Below are 19,286 nucleotides of genomic sequence, written 5' to 3'. Positions count from 1 at the left end.
GGGCTACGTCCTTCGGGCGTGCAGCAGGAGTATGGAGGCCGTCGACGGGACCGCGCAGGCCAGCCGGTCCAGGGGGCGCAGCGGGCGCGGTACGCCGTGGAAGGGCGCCCCGCGCAGTTCTACGATCTCGAAGCCCGCCGCCGACACGAACTCCCGTAGCGCACGGGCGGTGTAGAGCCGCAGATGGCCCACGACCTCCCTGCCCGGGCGCCCGTGGATCGCGCGCAGGCTCACCTCGGAGAAGACGGGCTGGACGCCGGCGAGCAGCAGGGCGCGGTTGTACCAGGCGGCGAGGTTCGGCGTGGAGAGCATCAAGTGGCCTCCGGGGCGCAGGACCCGGCGGATCTCGTCGAGGGCGCCGTCCGGGTCCACGAGGTGTTCGATCACCTCGCTGAACAGGACCGCGTCGGCGTGGGCGGACGCGAACGGCAGTCCGCCGTCGGTGAGTTCGCCGCGGATCGTGTACGGCAGCCGGGCATGGGCGCGTCGGAGGGCGTCCTGCGACCAGTCGACGCCGACGAGACGGTGGCCGACGAGGAGGGGCGCGGCGGTGGCGGCCGCGGTGCCGTCGCCGCAGCCGATGTCCAGGACGGTCCGGGCGCCGTCCGTGGCGGGGCCGAGCGCGGCGGCCAGCATCCGGGCCTGGCGCAGGCTGCGCGGGGTGCCGGAGGCGACGGGGACGGCCGGATCCTCGTAGAAGTCACGAAGTTCCGTGCGGGCGGGGGTCGTTGTCGTCATCCGGGGTCCTCCTGCGTCCTGTGCAGATAGTGCTCGAAGAGGTCGCGGAGGTGGGCGCCGTCGCCGTGGCTGAGCAGGGTGCGCGACCAGCGCAGGGCGACGTGCAGGCGGCCCGCGGTGGACGCGGTCGTCACGGTCAGACCGCGGGGCATACGGGCGGGCGCCGAGAACCACACCGCGTGCGCGCGGCCCGCCTCCCCGCCGAAGTCCAGCGCGTACGGGATGCGGCCGATGTTGCTCAGCAGTGTGGTGGACGTCCAGGGCGCGGCCGCGCGGCGCAGTCCCCGGGTGAGGGCGGCGCGCCAGGCGACGGGGACCACGGGGGCGGTCAGGACGGCCGCCCCGTGGCCGAGTTGGGGGCGCGGGAGCGACTTGAGCGCGCGGGTGCGGTCCGCCGTACGGCGCAACAGCTCGCCCAGCCGGTCCTGGTCCAACTCCTTCGGGGTGAAGGGGACTTCGACGAGCCGCGTCCCATTGCCGATGGGCATGTCCGTACCCCGGGGGCGGTCGTCGACCGGCATCGTGATGCGCAGGGGGCGGCGCGGGCGGGCGCCGTGTTCCCGGTTCCAGTGGGCGATCATGAGCGCCGTCGTGACCATGAGCTGGTCGTTCACGGTGTACGGGGAGCCCTGGGGGCGGCGCGGGACGGCGAACTCGGTGACGAGCAGGCCGTTGCCCGGGGAGGGTTCGGGGGTGCCGTGGGCGACTCGGGCGGGCGGGGTCCACGTGGAGGGGGTGTCGACCGGTCCGGTCGCGGGCGCCGGGGAGGGCGTACGCAGGGGTGGTGCGGCCGGGGAGTTGTCCTCGCCGCCGTACAGCTCCGCGGCGGTGGCGAGGATGCGGAGGCAGGCGGGGCCGTCGAGGGCGGTGTGGTTGACGGTGAGGAAGAGGACGGTGCCGAGGTGGGTGTGCGGGTGGGGTGCGCGGCTCGGGGTCGACGTGCCGGTCCCGGTCGTACGCACCCCCACCGAGTCCGTCGCCGCGCTGCCCACCGGCGGGCCCGCGCCCTCGACCATCTCCAGTCGGATGGGAGGCGAGGCGGACAGCGACGGGGCGTTCACCAGGGCTCTGGTCCGCGCGTGCTGGAGGGCGTCCCGGTCCGGGGGCGGGAAGGACACGACCGGCACGTCCGGGTCGGGGGTGAGTTCCCACTCGTAGCGGCGCCGGTACCAGGGGCGCGCGGCCTCACGCATCAGGACGCGGGGGTGGCGGTGCAGGGCCTCGGTGAAGGCCGCGGTGAGGCGGGCGGGGTCCAGGCGGCCGGGGAGGTGGACCTCGATGTGGACGGTCTCGGGCTCCTCCTCCTGGAGGCAGTGCCGGGCGACTTCGTCGACGACGGGGAACGGGACGCGGGCGGGGGGCCGGGGCACTGGCGGTCCGTCGCCCGCGTCCCGTGCCGGGTGCTCGATGGCGGTCATGTGGCTTCGCCCTTCCCTGTGCCCTCACCCTTCCCTGTGCCCTCACCCTTCCTTGTGTCCTCGCCCTTCCCTGTGTCCTCGCCCCTTCCTGCGTCGTCGCCCCTTCCTGTGCCCTCGCCTTTCCCTGTGTCCGCGCCGGCCGGGTTCCCCGTGGCCCCCGGCGGTGTCGCCCGGAACCTCGGCTTGCGGAAGGCGATACGGGCGGTCGGCGGGTCGGCGGCGACCTCGGGTGGCGGGGAGCCAGGGCCGCGCGCGGAGATGGTGGTGCTGGAGGCGGGTCCGGTCCCCGGGGCCTGTGCGGTGGGTTCGGCCCCGGTGGTTCGCGCGCCGCGTCCGGACTCGGCGCCCGGCTCCTCCTCGAGGGACCCCGGCCCGCCGTTCTCCCCTCGCACCCGGCGCGGCAGCGGTCCCGGCGGGGCCTGTGGGAAGGGGAGTGGCGCTTCGGAGGTCCCCGGGCCGGAGCCCCGGGCGCCGGGGTGTGCGGCGCCCTGTCCGGACGGCGCCTCCCCGACACTCACCAGCGCCGCGAACAGGCCGATCAACGCCAGCAGTTGAGCCGCGGGCCCGAACGCCCCCTCGCCCGAGGCCGGCGCCGACCCGTTACCCGTGGCCGCGACGATCCCCGCCCCCGCGAGCGCGAGGAACGCGAGCGGTACGAGCAGGGCGTGCCGTTTCCAGGCGAGCAGGGCCAGCGCCGGGACCAGCAGGGCGAAGAACCCGCAGATCACCACCGCCACCAGCGTGAGCGCCACCGTGCCGAGCCACAGCCCGGGCCCCGGCACCGCCGGCACCGGCTGCGACGCGTCGGGGTCGGGCTCGCGGCGGCGCCACAGCGCGAGGCCCGCGAGAGCCGCCACGCCGACCCCGCCGCCGATCAGCCCGGCCTCGTACGTCGTGGAGGGCTCGTACGACAGTGTGACCGTGCCGCCCGCGCCCGACGGGATCCGCCAGCCCTGCTGCCAGCCGTCGAGCCGTACCGGCGACAGTTTCTTGCCGCCCAGGGTGGCCTGCCAGCCGTCGTTGTAGTTCTCGTACGTGGTCAGGTACGAGGCGGCGCCCGAGCCGACCGTCACCTCGCGGCGGTCGCCCAGCCAGTCCACGATCCGCAGCTCACGCCCGGCACCGGCGGCCGCCGTGACCGTGCCGCGGGTGAGGGTCACGTCCGTGACGGAGAGCGGCCCGGCGTCGCCCGCCTCGACCCGGTGCGAGCCGGAGCCGAGGTCCAACGCCGTTGCTGTACGACCATCCTGGCAGAGCGTCAGATCGATCTCGCGCCGCTCCGTCAGATCCCGTACCGTCCCCTGCGCGCTCGTCTCGTACAGCTTTCCGTCGACCGCGAGCACCGGTCCCCTCCCGCAGGGGAGGGAGAACTCCTGGGTGTCGGGGGGCTGCGGGCTGCGGTACTGGTCGAGGGCGGGGATGTACGCCTCGGTCAGGCCGACCGGCAGTTGCAGGTCGGCGCCCGCGACCGGGTTGTGGACGGTCAGCGGAGCCGTCTCGGTGACGGTGATGTCGAGGCGGTCGGTGGTGATCGGCTCGAAGCGGGCCCAGCCGTTCTCGTCGACCCCGGCGACGGTGTCCCCGTCCGGGGTGCGGATGTCGATCTTCGTCGGGCGGGTCGACAGCCCGCCCGCCGGGGCCAGCACGATGGACGAGACGGGCTGCTTGTCGGGCCAGCTCAGGTGGATGGTCGGGTTGTCGCCGGCGATCCACGCCGTGGTCAGGTTGCCGTCGGTGAGACTGCGCGCCGACAGACCGGGGCCGAGCCGCGTCGTCGAGTCCGCCGTCGCGGTGATGCGGCTCTGCTGCTCGGGCGCGACGTCGTAGAGCAGCTTGTCGAGATCCTCGCCCGTGATCGCGACCGCGCTCGCCTTCACCTCGTACGATCCCGCCGTCGAGGTCGAGAAGGTGCGGTGCAGGCCCGCCTCCGTGCCTGTCGGGGCGAGTCCGGTGGGGTCGGCGGTGCGGTGCAGGGAGATGACCTCGGCGGAGGCGTCCGAGCCGGCGGCGTCGGTCGGGAGCTTCAGCAGGCGGGTCACCTGGACGTCCGGGAGATCGATCTCGGAGAAGCCGGCGCCGGTCAGCCCGGCGCGCTGCTCGGTCGAGCCGACGATCGTCAGCTTCATCCAACTCGTCGACCCCGCCCGGGCCTTGATGGACTGGCTCATGCCGTTGGGCTGGAGGTGGCTGGTGACGGTCCCCCTCTCCGTCTCCACCCGTACCCGTGTCGCCGCGGACCGCACCCCGTCCTGCGGCAGCGGAGTGACCTTGAACGACGACGGTATGTCCACGGACCCCTCGAAGCGGATCCGCAGCCACTGTCCGTTCGCCGAACCGGCCGCGCCCTCCGCCCACGCGGTGTCCGGGTTGCCGTCGAAGGCGTTCACGGGGTCGTACTGCGGGAGATGGAACAGCCAGTTGCCGGTGGAGGACGCGGTCACCTCGCGGGCGCCGCGCAGTGCGGCCACCGTCTGGTGCTCGATGCCCTTCGTGGGCAGGATCTGGTGCGGCTTCGCGCCCGGGTCCTGCGCGCTGTCGCTGTCATTGCGCTGGTCGGGTGTGTACGTGTACGAGGTGTTGGAGTTGACCAGCCCGAAGCGGGTGTCGGCGCGTCGCAGCCCGTCGCCGACCACCTGGACCTCCGGGGTACCGAGGCCCGGATGGTTGTCGCCGGTGAGGACGGTGGCACGGCCCCGTATCGACGGGTCGGCGGCCAGCGGCAGCAGGGCCTCGGGGCCGCCCGAGACGACCGCGGTGTCCGCGATCGCGCTGAGCCCGGCCTGTCCGGGCCGCGGCACGTCCTGGCTCGCCGGTTCGTAGATCTCGACCGCGCGCTGACGCGGGTACAGGCCCTCGACCTGCAAGGGAGTGTCGTTCGGGATGCGTCCGCCGGTCATGACAGGACCGAACCCGGTGACACGCCGGTAGCCCGACTGCTCCAGGGTCCGTTTCACGGTCGTGGTCGGGGCGTGGCCGAGCTGGTCGGGGTCGAGGTCGTTGCGTACGACGACGTAGTAGAGGCCGGAGCGGCTCAAATAATCTGCGAGACCCGGGACTTCACTCCCCGTCAGCAACGCCTGATCGACCGCGTCCATGGCCCGCCGGTTGCCCGGGGTGCCGAACGGGACGTAATCCCGTTGTGCCCAGCGGGAGTCGGCGAGCACGTCGAGGGGCTGGTCGATGGGGGAGCCCCAGGTGTAGATGCCGTGCGCGGTGGCGGGGACGACGAGCGCGCGGGAGTCGGGGGAGTACTTCTCGAGCCAGTCGGCCGTGGTCTGCCAGTACTTGGGCAGCTCCTGGAACGACCCCGGGTTCAGGATCGACCCGTTGAGATACGGCCAGGCGAGCCCCGGGAGCACCAGGACGGCGGCGATCAGCGGGGCGAAGCGGCGGCCGCGTACGGGACGGGCCCCGCGTTCCGTGGCGGCGATGCCCACCAGATGGGCCAGCCCGAACACCAGGGCCAGCGCGAGCCCCGGCTGGAATTTGTAGATGTTCCGGAAGGGGACCAGCCAGCCGTTCAGCCAGTCCTGGACCACGCCGTGGAAGGGCGCCCCGAACGAACCGCCGTACCCGGCCAGGGTGATGAGTGCGACCGACAGCACGGTCAGAACGAGCCAGCGGCGCTCGGGCATGTCCCGTCGCGCCAGCCCGGCGAGGCCGAGCCCGGCCGCGAGCGCCGAGCAGACGATCACGACGACGGAGGCGGCCACGGTCCAGCCGGCCGGCAGCCAGGCCTCGCCGAAGTGCAGATAGGCGACCCAGTTGCCCGCACCGCGCAGGCTTTCCACCGCGGACATCGTGTCGGTCGTGGTCTGTGAAGTCTCCACGTACGGAAGGAAGTTCTCGCCGTAGATGCCGAGCATCAGCAGCGGGACCACCCACCAGGCCGTCGCCAGGATCACGCCCGGCACCCACCAGACGATCAGCTTGCGCCGCCGGGGCCCGCGCGGACGGGAGAGGAGATACAGCCCGACCGGGAGCAGCGACGCCAGGGTCGCCGCCGCGTTCACGCCGCCCATGAAGGGGATGATCAGCGCGGAGCGGAGGGCGGCGACGCGGGCGCTGTAGCGCGCGTCGGCCAGCGGCAGCAGCACCCAGGGGAGGAAGGCGCCGGGGAGCGCGGCGGCGGAGGTCGAGCCGATGACGACGGTGAACACCGGCCACAGCGCGTACGCCACGGAGCCGAGGAGACGGGACGCCGGAGTGCCGATCCGCAGCCGCTCGGCCAGCCGCAGCGCGCCCCAGAAGGCGACGGACACGACGAGCGACAGCCACAGCCGCTCCGCCAGCCACACCGGGAGCTGGATCAGCTTGCACAGGCCGTAGAACGGCAGCATCGGCCAGACGTAGCCGACGTACTGGTCCTGGATGCCGCCGAATCCACCCCGGTCGTGCCACAACTGGCCCAGATCGGAGAGGAACTGCCACGGATCGAGCACGACACCGAGCTTGGTGTCGAAGGTGGTCCGCCCGGGGTGCACGGCCAGGAACAGCACGAACACCACGGCCCAGAACCCCAGCAGCCAGCGCCGCGACCGCGGTTTCTCCGGCGGACCGGAGGTGGCCCTGACGGGGCGGGCGGCTGCCGGGGGAGGAGCCTGGACCGTGGTCGTCATGGTGGACACCGCCGGAGGATGAGGAGGAGGTTCCAGGTGGCGAACTCGCGCAGCCCCGGCGTCTTCGTGACGGCGGAGGCGAGGAACGGCCAGTAGCGGGAGCGCGCCGAGACGACCGTGATGTCGTCGCGGGCGCGCACCTGCCGCAGGGTGGTGCCGATGTGCACGGCGAAGAGGTTCTCGCCGAGGGTGTGCTTGGCGGTCTTTCCGGTACGGCGGTGATAGCGGGCCCGCGCCCGCTCGGCGCCGAAGTAGTGCCAGGGCGCCCACTCGTGACCGCCCCACGGGGAGAGCCAGTTGGTGAACGACACGTAGATCAGCCCGTCGGGCCGGGTGACCCGCACGAGTTCACTGAGGAACGTCTGTGGATCGGCCACGTGCTCGAGCACGTTGGAGGAGAAGGTGACGTCGGCGACCCCGTCGCCCAGCGGCAGCAGATATCCGTCGGCGACCACGGACGCAACCGGCGGCTTCGGCCCCAACTCCCTTACGTCCGGCTCGAAGAGGTATGCGTGGGCGCCGCGCCGTCGGAACTCCTCGGTGAAGTACCCACTGCCGCCGCCGACGTCCACGACGGTACGGCCGCCGACCGGACCGTCGTAGGCCTCGACCTGATCGGCGGCGTCACGAGCGAGCAGCGAGTAACAGGTCTCCGGGTCGTCCTGCTCACGCCGGAAGGCACGGAAGAGGGTGAGGGAGCGACGTACGGAGGGGTCCTTGAGACCCGTGCCGGTCCCCTCGCCCTGGGGGGCGGTCATGGCGTCCAGCCCCTCACCGCCTCCCCGGCCACCGCTCTGAACTGGCGGACCGTGTTGTTCCAGTGGTACTGGGCCGCACGCTCGCGAGCGGCCTTGCCCATGAGGGTGCGGCGGTGGGTGGACAGGGCCAGGGCGCACCACGCGGCCGCGAAGGAGGACTCGCCGCGGGCCAGTACGCCCGTCTCGCCGGCCACCACCGAGTCGCGCAGCCCGGGTACGTCGAAGGCGACCGCCGGGGTCTCCCGGGCCGCCGCCTCCGTGACCACCAGGCCCCAGCCCTCGACGGCGGAGGGATGCAGCAGCAGCCAGGCGGCGCACAGCAGACGGTGCTTCTCGGCCTCGGAGACATGACCCGCGAACTCCACATCAGCTCCCGCGAGTTGCTCGAGCCGCGCCCGCTCGGGACCGTCCCCGACGATCACCAGCCGGCCGCCGGTGACCGGGCGGACCCGCTCCCACAGCCGCAGCAGCAGATCGATCCGTTTGTACTCGACGAGCCGCCCCACCGCCACGAACAGCGGTTCCGGTGAGCGCTCGGCCCGCGGCCCCGGCTCCTCGACCCCGTTGTGCACGACCCGGATGCGCTCCCGCTCCACCCCGATCGCGCGCAACGCGTGGGCCGTCGACGGCGAGACGGCGACCAGGAGATTGCTGCGCCGCGGGCCCGCCAGCGCCCAGTGTTCGAGTCTTCGGCCGATCCGGGCGGCGGGCGCGAGCGGTCCGCCGAACCGCATCCTCCACATGTCCGTGTGGACGTGGTTGACCAGGCACAGCGTGGGGCCGTGGTGCCACATCGGCGCCAGGTACGGCATGCCGTTGCACACCTCGACCAGGAGATCGCAGTCACCGACCTGACGATGGAAGGCGGAACGGGCGCGCAGAAAGTGCCCCAGGTCGCCGCCGGCCGAGACGACCCGGTAGGCCCGCTCCCGATGGTCGGGGCAGGCCGCGGGTCCGCCGCACAGCAGCGTGACCTGGTGACCGAGCCCGGTCAGCCCGTCGGCGAGCCGGTCGACGAGGATCTCGGAGCCGCCCGCGGACGGGTTTCCGAGGTCCCGATGGGCGAGGAAGACAATGCGGCGCGGCTGCGGGGGAAGAAGCGCCGGGAAGGACTGCATGGACTGCATGGACTGCACGGACTGCGCGGAGCGCGGGAGCGCGGCGCGCAGCGGGGAGGGCACGTGCTGGGGCATGGGTGCTCCAACTCGTCTCAGGGTGCGGAACTCAGCGTGGGGGGCGGGGCGTGGAACAACTCAAGTGGTAGTCGATCCGGTGGTCGGTATCCGATATCCGGTATCTGCTGGTTGGTATCCGGTAGTCGATCGTGCGGGAAATCTGCCGATTGTGGGGGATTCGGGTATCGGCTGCAACGGTGCTGTGGGTGGGCTGTGCTCGGGTGGGGGTGGATAGTTTTCGCCCGGTGGTTCGATGCGGCTACTCACCGAGGTGACAAATTCGGGGTTTGTGGAGCTGACGCCGCATCACATCGTGAGCGGTGAAGGGGACGCACCGGACGAACCGGGATCCCGTCGCCCGCGTACCACCAAAACGCCTCCCGTCGCGGCGAGGACGAATCCCAGCACGCCGGCACCTATGGGCAACGTCTCCCCCACCATGCGCAGCTGACCGCTCTCCTTCTTCGCCTGCTTCACCGCGAACTTCTGTGTCGCCGTGGTGAAGGCCAGCTTGTCGGCGTCCAGGAGCAGCACCGCGTCGTTCTTGGCCTCCGGGGCGCGCAGCGTCCTGCGGGGTCCGACCTGGGCGTAGAGCACCCGGCCGGTGCGCTGGTCGACGACCAGCTCGATGCCGTGGTTGGAGTACCACTCCTCGGCCAGCACCTGGCTGCGCTCGGGCTGGTCGACGATGCCGCCCGGCACCATCCGGGTGCCGACCTTCGTCGGGGCGACCGTGCCGGTGAAGCGGTAACCCGTGTAGCCCTGGATCTTCTTGGTGCCGCGGTAGGCAAGCGTGATGGGCGCGCCGAGGGAGCTGTCCCACCAGCGGTACGCGTGTTTCTGCACGTCGAAGGGGAACTTCAGGTAGGCGTCGCCGGCGAAGTACGGGTTTTCCTGGCAGCAGTGCACCGGCTTGTTGGTCCTCCGGTCGGTGACCCAGCGGTGCGGGGAGAACAGCAGCGCGTCGTGCGGATCGGCCGCGGGCAGCGACTTGTCCGTGTCGACCGTCGTCGTGACGTCCCAGACGGCGCGCCCGCTGCGCTCGCTGTCGGCGACATCGCCCCGGACCCGCTGGGTGACGGTGATGCGCTTGTCGTGCAGGGTCCGGACCTCGGCGGCGTCGAAATAGGCGCCTTCGCCGGAGTAGACGGCGGTCGTGTCGATGTCGATGGGATTCACGGCGGCGCGTGGTGCGACGTACCACGCGAGCATCGGGGCCAGCACGAGCAGGAAGGTGCCGAGGCCCAGTAGGACCAGTGCGAGGGGTGAGGCTTTCCGGCGCATCCGGGCACTCCAGGGGCGTGAGGAGGCTCGACGCACACGTGATACGGGCTGATACGCGGTGATACGGGTGCGTCGACACCAGGAGGGAAAGTGCACGTGCGGTATGGGCCGGAAACCGTAGGCGCACCCTTGACGGAGTGTCAACGCATTGTCGAGACTGAGGACTTGCCGGGCGGGACCGGCGAAACGGTGACGGGTGACGGTGGGGACGACCTCCGACAGAGAGGCTGACCCTGCGATGTCCAGACTGCTCGCCGCCGTACTGACCGTCGTGGCCGCCGCCGCACTCGCCGTGGGCGCCGCGTTCGGCATCGTCGCGCTGCTCGAAGCGAGGCCCGACCAGCCGAACACACCACTGATCACCTACGAGCATGCCGACCAGGTCCGGTGACCGTGAGCGCCCGCCAGGGAACCGTCGCCATGCGCTCGGCCTGGCATGACGTTCCCCGCCTCCAGGTGCGGCAGTTCGCGGCGATCGCCCTGGCCGAGGCGCCCGCGCTGGCCGAGGAGATCCTGCGCGAGATCCGCCGCGAGTACCCGCAGCTGCCCGTCGTCCTCGACGACTCCGGCGAGCCGATGGCCCTCGTCGGCATCCGCCGGGCCATCGAGGTCTTCGTGCAGCACCTGGAGACGGCGGAGGGCAGACCCCGCGTCCCCCCGGAGGTCTTCCAGGACTTCGGCCGCGGCGAGGGCCTGAACGGGCGCAGCCTCGACTCACTCCAAGCGATCTACCGGCTGGGCGTCCGCCTCGCCTGGCGCCGGTTCGCGGAGATCGGGCAACGGGTCGACATCCCGCCACCGGCGATGTACGAGCTCGTCGACGCGGGATACGAGTATCTGGACGGCCTCGTCAACCAGTCGGTCCGGGGATACGCCGAGGCCGCCGCCCGACAGGCCGGGGAGCGCCTGCGCCTCCAGCGCCGTCTGATGGAGCTGCTGCTCGCCGAGCACCAGCACCGGGGCGACCCCGCCGAGGCGCTCGTCGAACGGGCCGCCCGCATCGGCTGGCCGCTGCCCGACAAGGTCGCCGTCGGGGTACTGCTGCGCCCGGCCCGGGAGGCGGTCGCGCCCGCCGTGGGGCAAGGGGTGCTGCTCGACATGGAGTACGAGCAGCCGCGGATGGTCGTGCCCGAGCCGGACGCCGCGGGGCGCCCGGAGCTGCTGCACCGGGCGCTGACCGGCTGGTCCGGCGCGATCGGGCCACCGGTGCCGCTCGCCGACGCGGCGAAGTCGCTGCGCTGGGCGGTCGCGGCGGTACGGCTCATGGAGCGGCGGCTGCTGCCGGGCGGGGAGGTGCTGCACTGTACGGAGCACACGGAGGCCCTGGTGCTGCTCCAGCCCGAGGAGCTGATCGACGACCTCGCGCTGCGCTGTCTGGCACCGCTGGCCCACTGCGGACCCACACACGGGCGGCGTCTCGCGGAGACGTTGCTGGCCTGGCTGGAAACACGCGGGGGCGCGCCGGAGGTCGCGGCGCGGCTCGGTGTGCACCCCCAGACCGTCCGTTACCGCCTCCGCCAGATCCGAGAACTGTGGGGCGACGAGATCGACGATCCGGACCGGCGCTTCGAGCTGGAGCTGGTGCTCCGCGCGCAGCGACTCCGAGGTGAACTGGGCGACCCCCGCGCCCGCCGCTGACCCGCCGGAAGCACAGCCCCGACACCTAACCGTTACCCACCCATTGCCCCCGCAAGACCACTATGACTAGCCTGTGTTCGTCATGCCGATCGTCTGTTGAAATTTCGAACACGAGTATTGTTCGAACACAGGCACTGAGACACAAGGGAGGGGGCCGGTTGTGGGACGCCTCGTACCTGCCGTGACCCGAGCTCTGGACATACTGGAGCTTTTCCTCGACGGAGACGGGACGCTCTCCGCCCCCGACATCGTGCGCAGGCTGCAGTTGCCCCGTACGACGGTGCACGAGCTGGTCACCACGCTCGCCGCCCGCTCGTACATCGTGCAGGTGCCGAGCCAGCCGGGACGCTACCGCCTCGGTGTGCGGCCCTACCAGCTCGGCAGCCGGTACGCCGAGCAGCTGGACCTCGCCGCCGAGGGCCAGCAGGTCGCCCGCTCCGTCGCCGAGACCTGCGACGAGACCGTCCATGTGGCGATCCTCGAGGGCACGGACGTCATCTACATCGCGAAGGTCGACTCCACGCACGCCGTGCGCATGGTGTCGGCGGCGGGCCGGCGCCTGCCCGCCCACTGCACCTCCGTCGGCAAGATGTTGCTCGCCGCGCTCCCCGACCCGGAGCTGACCGCCCGCATCCCCGACGACGCCGACCTGGTCGCGATGACGCCCAACAGCATCACCGAGCCGTCCGCCCTGCGCGAGGCCCTCGCGGAGATCCGCAGCCGCGGCGTCGCCGTGGAGAGCCGCGAGTCGAACCCGGACGTCAGCTGCGTCGCCGCCCCGGTGCGCGACCGCACGGGGCAGGTCGTCGCCGCGCTCTCCATCTCCGTACCGATGATCCGCTGGAGCGACGAGCGCCGCGTCGAGCTGGAGCAGCTCGCCGCGAAGGGCGCCGTCGAACTGTCCGAGCGCCTCGGCTACCGGAGCGTGGTGAAGTGACGGCCGTCGATGTCGCGGTACGCGCCGAAGCCGCCCTCGGCGAGGGCCCCACCTGGGACCCGCGCGAGCAGCGGTTGATCTGGGTCGACATACTCGGCTCCCGGGTGCACACCTACGACCCCGCCTCCGGCCGCCGTACGGTGCTGGCCACCGAGCAGCACGTGGGCGCGGCGAAGCCCCGCGCGGGCGGCGGACTGGTCGTCAACCTCCGGGACGGCGTGGGGCTCTACGGCCCCAGCGGCTCACCCGACGGCTTCCGCTGGCTGCACCGCGACCCCGTCCCCGGCCGCCGGGGCAACGACGCCGCCATCGCCCCCGACGGCACGCTCTGGGCCGGCACGATGCGCTACGACGAGGCGCCGGGCGGCGGCACCCTGTCCCGCCTCGCCCCCGACGGCACCGTCCACGCCCTCCTCGACGACGTCACCGTCAGCAACGGCACGGGGTGGAGCCCCGACGGCCGATTGATGTACTACATCGACACGCCGACGCGCCGGATCGACGTGTTCGACGTCGGTGATGATCAACTGCCCGTGAACAGGCGGCAGTTGGCTGCGGTCGCAGACGGCGACGGCTACCCCGACGGCCTCACCGTCGACGCCGAAGGCGGCGTCTGGGTGGCCTTCTGGGACGGCGGCGCGGTCCGCCGCTACACACCGGACGGCGACCTCGACCGCGTGCTCGCACTCCCCGTCCGCCGCCCCACCGCCTGCGCGTTCGGCGGCGCCGACCTGACCGACCTGTACATCACCACGGCCCGTACGGGCCTGGAGGCACCGCACCCGCTCTCCGGCTCGGTGCTGGTGGTACCCGGCGCGGGGAAGGGGCTGGCGCAGCCCGCGTTCGCCGGCTAGCGACTCCCGTTGTCAGAAGTCCCCGTCCAGCTGCCGGTCGCTGGACGGGGACTTTCGATTTTTGCGCAAACCATTGACTAGAAAGCGCTTCCTATCTACGGTCCCGTTCGAAGTTACGAGCATGCAACGAAATATCGAACGACTCGAACAACTCGAACCTCTCGACAGTAAGGGCAGGGCATGGGACGACCTGACCTACACGGACACCTGAACCGTCGGCACATCCTGGCCGGGCTGGGCGGATTGACGGTGGCCGGCAGCCTCGGCTTCGCCGCGCTCGGCACCGGAGCCGACGCGCTCGCCTCCAGCGCGAGCACCCGCGTCCGCTACTGGAATCTCTTCAGCGGCGGCGACGGCTACAACATGATCGCGATGCTGGACGCCTTCCGTAAGGAGAATCCCGGCATCGACGTGAAGGACTCGACCCTCCAGTGGGGCAGCCCCTTCTACACCAAACTTGCCATGGCCGCGGCGGGCAACCGCGCCCCGGACCTCGGCGTCATGCACCTCGGCCGCGTCACCGGCTTCTCGCCGGGCCGCCTCCTGGACCCCTGGGACGTCGACCTGCTCGCCAAGTACGGCGTACGGGAGGCCGACTTCAACCCCGCCCTGTGGAAGCGCGCCGTCATCGACGGCAAGCTCTACGCCCTTCCGCTCGACATCCACGTCCAGCTCTGCTTCTACCGCAAGGACGTACTGAAGAAGGCGGGCCTGCTCGACGACGACGGCCGGATGGCGCCGGTCGCGTCCGTCGACGAGTGGTTCGACGTGCTGAAGAAGGCGAAGAAGGCCACGAAAAAGGGGCTGCAGACCATCGGCTTGTGGGTCAACGACCAGAACTTCCAGTGGTGGTTCTTCGTCGCCTTCTACACCCAGCTCGGCGGCACCTGGTTCAACGCCGACAACACCGAGGTCACCTTCGACACCGACAAGGCCACCCAGGTCCTGGAGTTCCTGCGCCGGCACATCACCGACGGGTACGCCAACCCGAGCTTCGCGGGCACCGCCGGCGCCGAACAGTTCATCAACGGCGCCCCCTTCGCCTGGGAGGGCAACTGGTCGGTCCCGGTCTACTCCGGCGCGAAACTCGACTACGGCGCAACCCCGCTGCCGCCCGTCTTCGGTAAACAGGCCACCCACGCCGAGTCGCACTCCTTCGTCCTGCCGCACCAGTCCGACCGCGGCGGCGCCGCCAACGAGGCCGCGCACCGACTCGCCGCCTACGTCGTCAAGCACGCCCAGCAGTGGGCGGCCGGCGGACACATTCCCGCGTACACCTCGACCCTGTCCACGGCCGCGTACAAGAAGCTGACCCCGCAGAACGAGTACGTCACCGCGATGGACCACCAGGCCACCGAGCCCAAGGTGTGGTTCGCCGGGTCCACCGGCATCCTCGCCCAGCGCGTCGGCCCCATCGTCGTCTCCTCGACGATGGGCTCCGCCAAACCGGAGGCCGCCGCCCGCCGCATGAAGGGCGCGCTCGCCCAACTGCTCACCATGAAGAACCCGATGGACGGCAAGACCGCCGCGCAGGGAGGTGCGGTCGCATGACGACGACCAGCGCTGAGACGGTCATCGCACCTGCGCGGACGAAGACCGCCGCGCAGAGCGCCACCGTCCGCCGCAAGCAGGGCTTCCAGCACGGCGGCTGGTTCGTCGCCCCGTTCCTCGTGCTGTTCGCACTGTTCGTGATCTGGCCGCTGCTGCGCGGCCTCTACCTCAGCTTCACCGACGCCAACATCTCCGGCGACGGCGCGAGCTTCATCGGCCTCGACAACTACCGCGAGGCCCTCCAGGACCCGCTGATGTGGGACTCGCTCGGCCACAGCGCGTACTTCACGCTCCTGGTCGTGCCCTGCATCACCGTGCTCGCCTTCCTCCTCGCGATGCTGGCCCACCACATCGAGCGCGGCAAATGGCTGTGGCGACTCTGCTTCTTCATGCCGTTCCTGCTGCCGTCCACCGTCGCGGGCAACCTGTGGCAGTGGCTGTTCAACCCCGGTACGGGCATGGTGAATTACGTCTTCGGCGTCGACACGCCGTGGCTCACCGACAAGTCGTACGCGATGCTCGCCGTCGTCATCACGACCCTGTGGTGGACGGTCGGCTTCAGCTTTCTGCTCTACCTCGCCGCGCTCCAGGGCGTCCCCGCACACCTCTACGAGGCCGCCAAGCTGGACGGCGCGAACGCCTGGCACCGCATGGTCCACATCACCCTGCCGATGCTGCGCAACATCACGGGCCTCGTCATCGCGCTGCAGATCCTCGCCTCGCTCCAGGTCTTCGACCAGGCCGTCGTGATCCAGGACTTCGGGCCGGGCCCCGAGGGATCGACCCGCACCTTCGTGCAGTACACCCTCGAAGAGGGCTTCACCAGCTACCGCGTGGGCTACGCCTCCGCGATCTCCATCATCTTCTTCGTGATCATCGCGGCCGTCGCCCTCGCGCGGATGTGGCTGCTGCGCAACCGTGAGGAGGGTGGCCGATGACCACCGCCGCAGCGCAGATACGTACCAAGCCCCGCAGGGCGTGGACGCCCAGCCAGATCGTCCTCACCCTCCTCGGCGTCGCCGTCTCCGTCGTCTTTCTGGCACCGCTCGCCTGGGCCCTGTTCACCTCCCTCAAGTCGGAGACCGAGGCCGTCGAGGTGCCGCCGCACTGGCTGCCGGAGGTGTGGACGGTACAGGGGTGGAAGGCCATCTTCGAGACCGGCAACATCACCAACTGGTTCGTGAACTCGCTCGTCGTCTCCATCTGCGTCACGGCCATCGTGCTGCTGGTCAGCGCACTCGCCGGATACGGCTTCGCGCGCACCGAGTTCCGCTTCAAGGGCGTTCTGATGGGCCTCGTCATGACCGGGCTCATGGTGTCCCCCGCCGTCCTCGGCGTGCCCCTCTTCACCACGGTCCAGCAGATGGGGATGGTCGACACCTACTGGGGCATGATCCTGCCGCAGTGCGCGCCCGCCGCCATGGTCTACATCCTCTACAAGTTCTTCCAGGGCATTCCGAGGGAGCTGGAGGAGGCCGCCTTCATCGACGGCGCGGGCCGCTGGCGGGTCTTCTTCACCATCATCGTCCCGCTGTCGCGCCCGTCCCTCTCCGCCGTCGGCATCTTCACGTTCATCGCGTCCTGGAACAACTTCCTGTGGCCGTACATGGTGACCAACAACCCCGACCTGATGACCATGCCCAACGGCATCGCGACCGTCATGAACTCCTACGGCATCCAGTGGGCCCAGCTCATGGCCGGCGGCCTGATGGCGGGCCTGCCGTTGATCATCGTCTTCGTCTTCTTCCAGCGCCAGATCGTGGCCGGTGTCGCGCACACCGGCCTCGCGGGCCAGTAACTTCGTCAGGAGATACGCAGTTGAAGCGCTTCAGACTCGCAGCAGTCCTGGCCGCCACCCTCCTCGCCCTCCTCCCGGCCACCGCCCAGGCCGCCGACCACCCCGACCCGCTGCCCCTCACCGGCCAACAGATCATCCATGACCCCACGGTCATCCACCTCAAGTCCGGCGACTACGTGGCGTACTCCACCGGTGGCATCATCGGAGCCCGCCTCTCCAAGGACCTGCGGCACTGGGACGACGCGGGCAACGCCTTCGCCGAGCCGCCTTCCTGGTGGTACGAGTACAACGACACCGGCGACCCCTGGGCCCCCGACATCTCGTACCGCGACGGCCGCTACTGGCTCTACTACGCCGTCTCCTCCTGGGGCACCAACCACTCCGCGATCGGCGTGGCCACCTCCACCACCGGTATGCCCGGCACCTGGACCGACCACGGCAAGGTCTTCACGTCCGAGACCACCGACTCCTGGAACGCCATCGACCCGGCCCTGATCAGGGCGGACGGCAAGCTGTGGATGACGTTCGGCTCGTACTGGACCGGCATCCGCATGGTCGAACTGAAGGAAAGCACCGGAAAGGCCGTCGCGGGCGCCACGGTCCACCACCTGGCGACGCGCCCGGACGCTCCGTACGCCGTCGAGGGCCCGTACATCGTCAAACACGGCAGCTACCACTACCTCTTCGCCTCGTACGACGCCTGCTGCGCGGGCGTGAACTCCACCTACAAGATCAAGGTCGGCCGGTCGACGTCGGTGACCGGCCCGTACGTCGACAGCACCGGCACGCCCCTGCTCCAAGGCGGCGGCGACCTCCTCCTGGCCGGCCACGGCAAGTACTTCGGCACCGGCGGGGAGTCGGTGTTCCGCGCCAACGGCCAGGACTGGCTCGCGTACCACTACTACGACGGCGACGACAACGGCACCCCCAAGCTCGGGCTGAACAAGCTGAGTTGGAGCAGCGACGGCTGGCCCGTCCTCAAGTGACCGACCTCTTCGGAAAGGAACCCATGTCCCGCACCGCCCGCTTCACCCTCGACCCCGCCTTCTCGGTCGGCGAGGTCAACCCCCGTCTCTTCGGCTCCTTCGTCGAGCACCTCGGCCGCTGCGTCTACACCGGCATCTACGAGCCCGACCACCCGACGGCCGACGCCGAAGGCCTCCGCACGGACGTGCTGGAGCTGGTCCGCGAACTCGGCGTCACCGCCCTCCGCTACCCCGGCGGCAACTTCGTCTCCGCCTACAACTGGGAGGACTCGGTCGGCCCGGTGGAGGACCGCCCCCGCCGCCTGGACCTCGCCTGGCGCTCGACGGAGACGAACCGCTTCGGCCTGTCCGAGTACATCGCCTTCGTGAACAAGGTCGGCCCACAGGCCGAGCCGATGATGGCCGTCAACCTCGGCACCCGCGGAGTCGCCGAGGCCCTGGAACTCCAGGAGTACGCCAACCACCCCGCCGGAACGGCCCGTTCGGACCTGCGGGTGGCGCACGGTGACAAGGATCCGTTCGGCATCAAGCTGTGGTGCCTCGGGAACGAGATGGACGGCCCCTGGCAGACCGGCCACAAGACCGCCGAGGAGTACGGCCGTCTCGCCGCCGAGACCGCGCGGGCGATGCGCCAGATCGAGCCGGACCTCGAACTCGTCGCGTGCGGCTCCTCCGGTCAGAACATGGAGACGTTCGCCGCGTGGGAGGCGACCGTACTGCAGGAGACGTACGACCTGGTCGACTACATCTCCCTCCACGCCTACTACGAGGAGACAGGCGGCGACCGGGACTCCTTCCTCGCCTCCGCCGTCGACACCGAGTCGTTCATCGAGAACGTGGTGGCGACCTGCGACCACGTGGGCGCCCGGCTGAAGTCGAAGAAGAAGATCAACCTCTCCTTCGACGAGTGGAACGTCTGGTACCAGAGCCGCCCCAACCCGCACCCGGTCGAGGACTGGCAGGAGGCCCCGCGCATCCTGGAGGACGTCTACTCCGTCACGGACGCGGTGGTCTTCGGCTCCCTGCTCATCGCGCTGCTGCGGCACGCGGACCGGGTGACCGTCGCCTGCCTGGCCCAGCTCGTCAACGTCATCGCCCCGATCATGACGGAGCCGGGCGGCCCCGCCTGGCGCCAGACGACGTTCTTCCCCTTCTCCCAGGCCTCGAAGTACGGCCGGGGCCAGGTCCTCGACGTACGCGTCGAGTCACCGACGTACGAGACGAAGAAGTACGGCGAGACGGACCTGCTGCACGCCACCGCCGTACGCGCCGACGACGGCTCGGTCACCGTCTTCGCCGTCAACCGCAGCCAGACCGAGCCGCTGCCACTCGAAGTCGCGCTGAACCGGCTCGGGTTGACGACGGTCGTCGAACACAGCGCGCTCGCCGACGCCGACCCGGACGCCACCAACACCCTCGACGACCAGGACCGGGTCACCCCGCACCCCGTCGAGGGAACCACCCTCCAGGACGGCACCCTGACCGCCGTCCTGGAGCCGCTGTCCTGGAATGTGATCAGGCTCGGCTGAA

The 19,286-nt window shown here is 70.8% G+C and carries 15 protein-coding genes; 9 read left to right on the top strand and 6 right to left on the bottom strand.

Annotation, left to right across the window (positions count from 1 at the left end):
• Positions 1 to 3: 3 nt before the first annotated feature.
• The 6 genes from ACX28W_RS23330 to ACX28W_RS23305 all read right to left on the bottom strand — a co-directional run bounded on the left by ACX28W_RS23330 (position 4) and on the right by ACX28W_RS23305 (position 9,992).
• Complete coding sequence (locus tag ACX28W_RS23330; protein ID WP_459001147.1) at positions 4 to 738, bottom strand: class I SAM-dependent methyltransferase; 735 nt, start codon at positions 736 to 738, stop codon at positions 4 to 6.
• Positions 735 to 2,156, bottom strand: a complete 1,422-nt coding sequence (locus tag ACX28W_RS23325; protein ID WP_459001145.1) for a condensation protein — start codon at positions 2,154 to 2,156, stop codon at positions 735 to 737. The genes ACX28W_RS23330 and ACX28W_RS23325 overlap by 4 nt, the downstream gene beginning before the upstream one ends.
• Positions 2,153 to 6,775 carry an alpha-(1->3)-arabinofuranosyltransferase gene (locus tag ACX28W_RS23320; RefSeq protein WP_459001195.1) on the bottom strand — a complete coding sequence of 1,541 codons (4,623 nt, stop codon included), beginning with the start codon at positions 6,773 to 6,775 and terminating at the stop codon, positions 2,153 to 2,155. Before ACX28W_RS23320 ends, ACX28W_RS23325 begins: the two co-directional genes overlap by 4 nt.
• The gene (locus ACX28W_RS23315) at positions 6,772 to 7,533 is read right to left on the bottom strand and encodes a class I SAM-dependent methyltransferase (protein ID WP_459001143.1); all 762 of its coding nucleotides are present in this window, start codon (positions 7,531 to 7,533) and stop codon (positions 6,772 to 6,774) included. The genes ACX28W_RS23320 and ACX28W_RS23315 overlap by 4 nt, the downstream gene beginning before the upstream one ends.
• Entirely contained in the window at positions 7,530 to 8,726 is a 1,197-nt protein-coding gene (locus ACX28W_RS23310) for a glycosyltransferase family 4 protein (protein WP_459001141.1), read from the bottom strand. The genes ACX28W_RS23315 and ACX28W_RS23310 overlap by 4 nt, the downstream gene beginning before the upstream one ends.
• A gap of 288 nt (positions 8,727 to 9,014) precedes the next feature.
• Positions 9,015 to 9,992 (bottom strand): DUF3068 domain-containing protein, encoded by a 978-nt coding sequence (locus ACX28W_RS23305; RefSeq protein ID WP_459001139.1) that lies wholly within the window; start codon positions 9,990 to 9,992, stop codon positions 9,015 to 9,017.
• Positions 9,993 to 10,230: 238 nt separating this feature from the next.
• Here ACX28W_RS23305 and ACX28W_RS23300 point away from each other — a divergent pair, with 238 nt between their 5' ends.
• The 9 genes from ACX28W_RS23300 to arfA all read left to right on the top strand — a co-directional run bounded on the left by ACX28W_RS23300 (position 10,231) and on the right by arfA (position 19,285).
• Positions 10,231 to 10,383: a hypothetical protein gene (locus ACX28W_RS23300; RefSeq protein ID WP_459001137.1), complete on the top strand. Its 153-nt coding sequence runs from the start codon at positions 10,231 to 10,233 to the stop codon at positions 10,381 to 10,383.
• A gap of 29 nt (positions 10,384 to 10,412) precedes the next feature.
• Positions 10,413 to 11,630, top strand: a complete 1,218-nt coding sequence (locus tag ACX28W_RS23295) for a helix-turn-helix domain-containing protein (protein ID WP_459001193.1) — start codon at positions 10,413 to 10,415, stop codon at positions 11,628 to 11,630.
• A gap of 160 nt (positions 11,631 to 11,790) precedes the next feature.
• Positions 11,791 to 12,567, top strand: coding sequence for an IclR family transcriptional regulator (locus tag ACX28W_RS23290; protein WP_459001136.1), 777 nt, complete (start codon positions 11,791 to 11,793; stop codon positions 12,565 to 12,567).
• Complete coding sequence (locus ACX28W_RS23285; RefSeq protein WP_459001134.1) at positions 12,564 to 13,421, top strand: SMP-30/gluconolactonase/LRE family protein; 858 nt, start codon at positions 12,564 to 12,566, stop codon at positions 13,419 to 13,421. The genes ACX28W_RS23290 and ACX28W_RS23285 overlap by 4 nt, the downstream gene beginning before the upstream one ends.
• A gap of 180 nt (positions 13,422 to 13,601) precedes the next feature.
• A complete protein-coding gene (locus tag ACX28W_RS23280; protein WP_459001132.1) occupies positions 13,602 to 14,972 on the top strand; it encodes an extracellular solute-binding protein in 1,371 nt (456 codons plus the stop codon).
• The gene (locus ACX28W_RS23275) at positions 14,969 to 15,910 is read left to right on the top strand and encodes a carbohydrate ABC transporter permease (protein WP_459001130.1); all 942 of its coding nucleotides are present in this window, start codon (positions 14,969 to 14,971) and stop codon (positions 15,908 to 15,910) included. The genes ACX28W_RS23280 and ACX28W_RS23275 overlap by 4 nt, the downstream gene beginning before the upstream one ends.
• Positions 15,907 to 16,770, top strand: coding sequence for a carbohydrate ABC transporter permease (locus ACX28W_RS23270; protein ID WP_459001128.1), 864 nt, complete (start codon positions 15,907 to 15,909; stop codon positions 16,768 to 16,770). Before ACX28W_RS23275 ends, ACX28W_RS23270 begins: the two co-directional genes overlap by 4 nt.
• 20 nt (positions 16,771 to 16,790) lie before the next feature.
• Positions 16,791 to 17,756, top strand: a complete 966-nt coding sequence (locus ACX28W_RS23265) for an arabinan endo-1,5-alpha-L-arabinosidase (RefSeq protein ID WP_459001126.1) — start codon at positions 16,791 to 16,793, stop codon at positions 17,754 to 17,756.
• 23 nt (positions 17,757 to 17,779) lie between these two features.
• Positions 17,780 to 19,285: an arabinosylfuranosidase ArfA gene (gene arfA / locus ACX28W_RS23260; protein ID WP_459001125.1), complete on the top strand. Its 1,506-nt coding sequence runs from the start codon at positions 17,780 to 17,782 to the stop codon at positions 19,283 to 19,285.
• The last annotated feature ends 1 nt before the right edge of the window (position 19,286 follow it).

The sequence above is a fragment of the Streptomyces sp. SD15 genome (assembly GCF_054462255.1).
The sequence above is the reverse complement of the archived record's forward strand: the minus strand, read 5'-3'. Positions and strand labels throughout refer to the sequence as shown.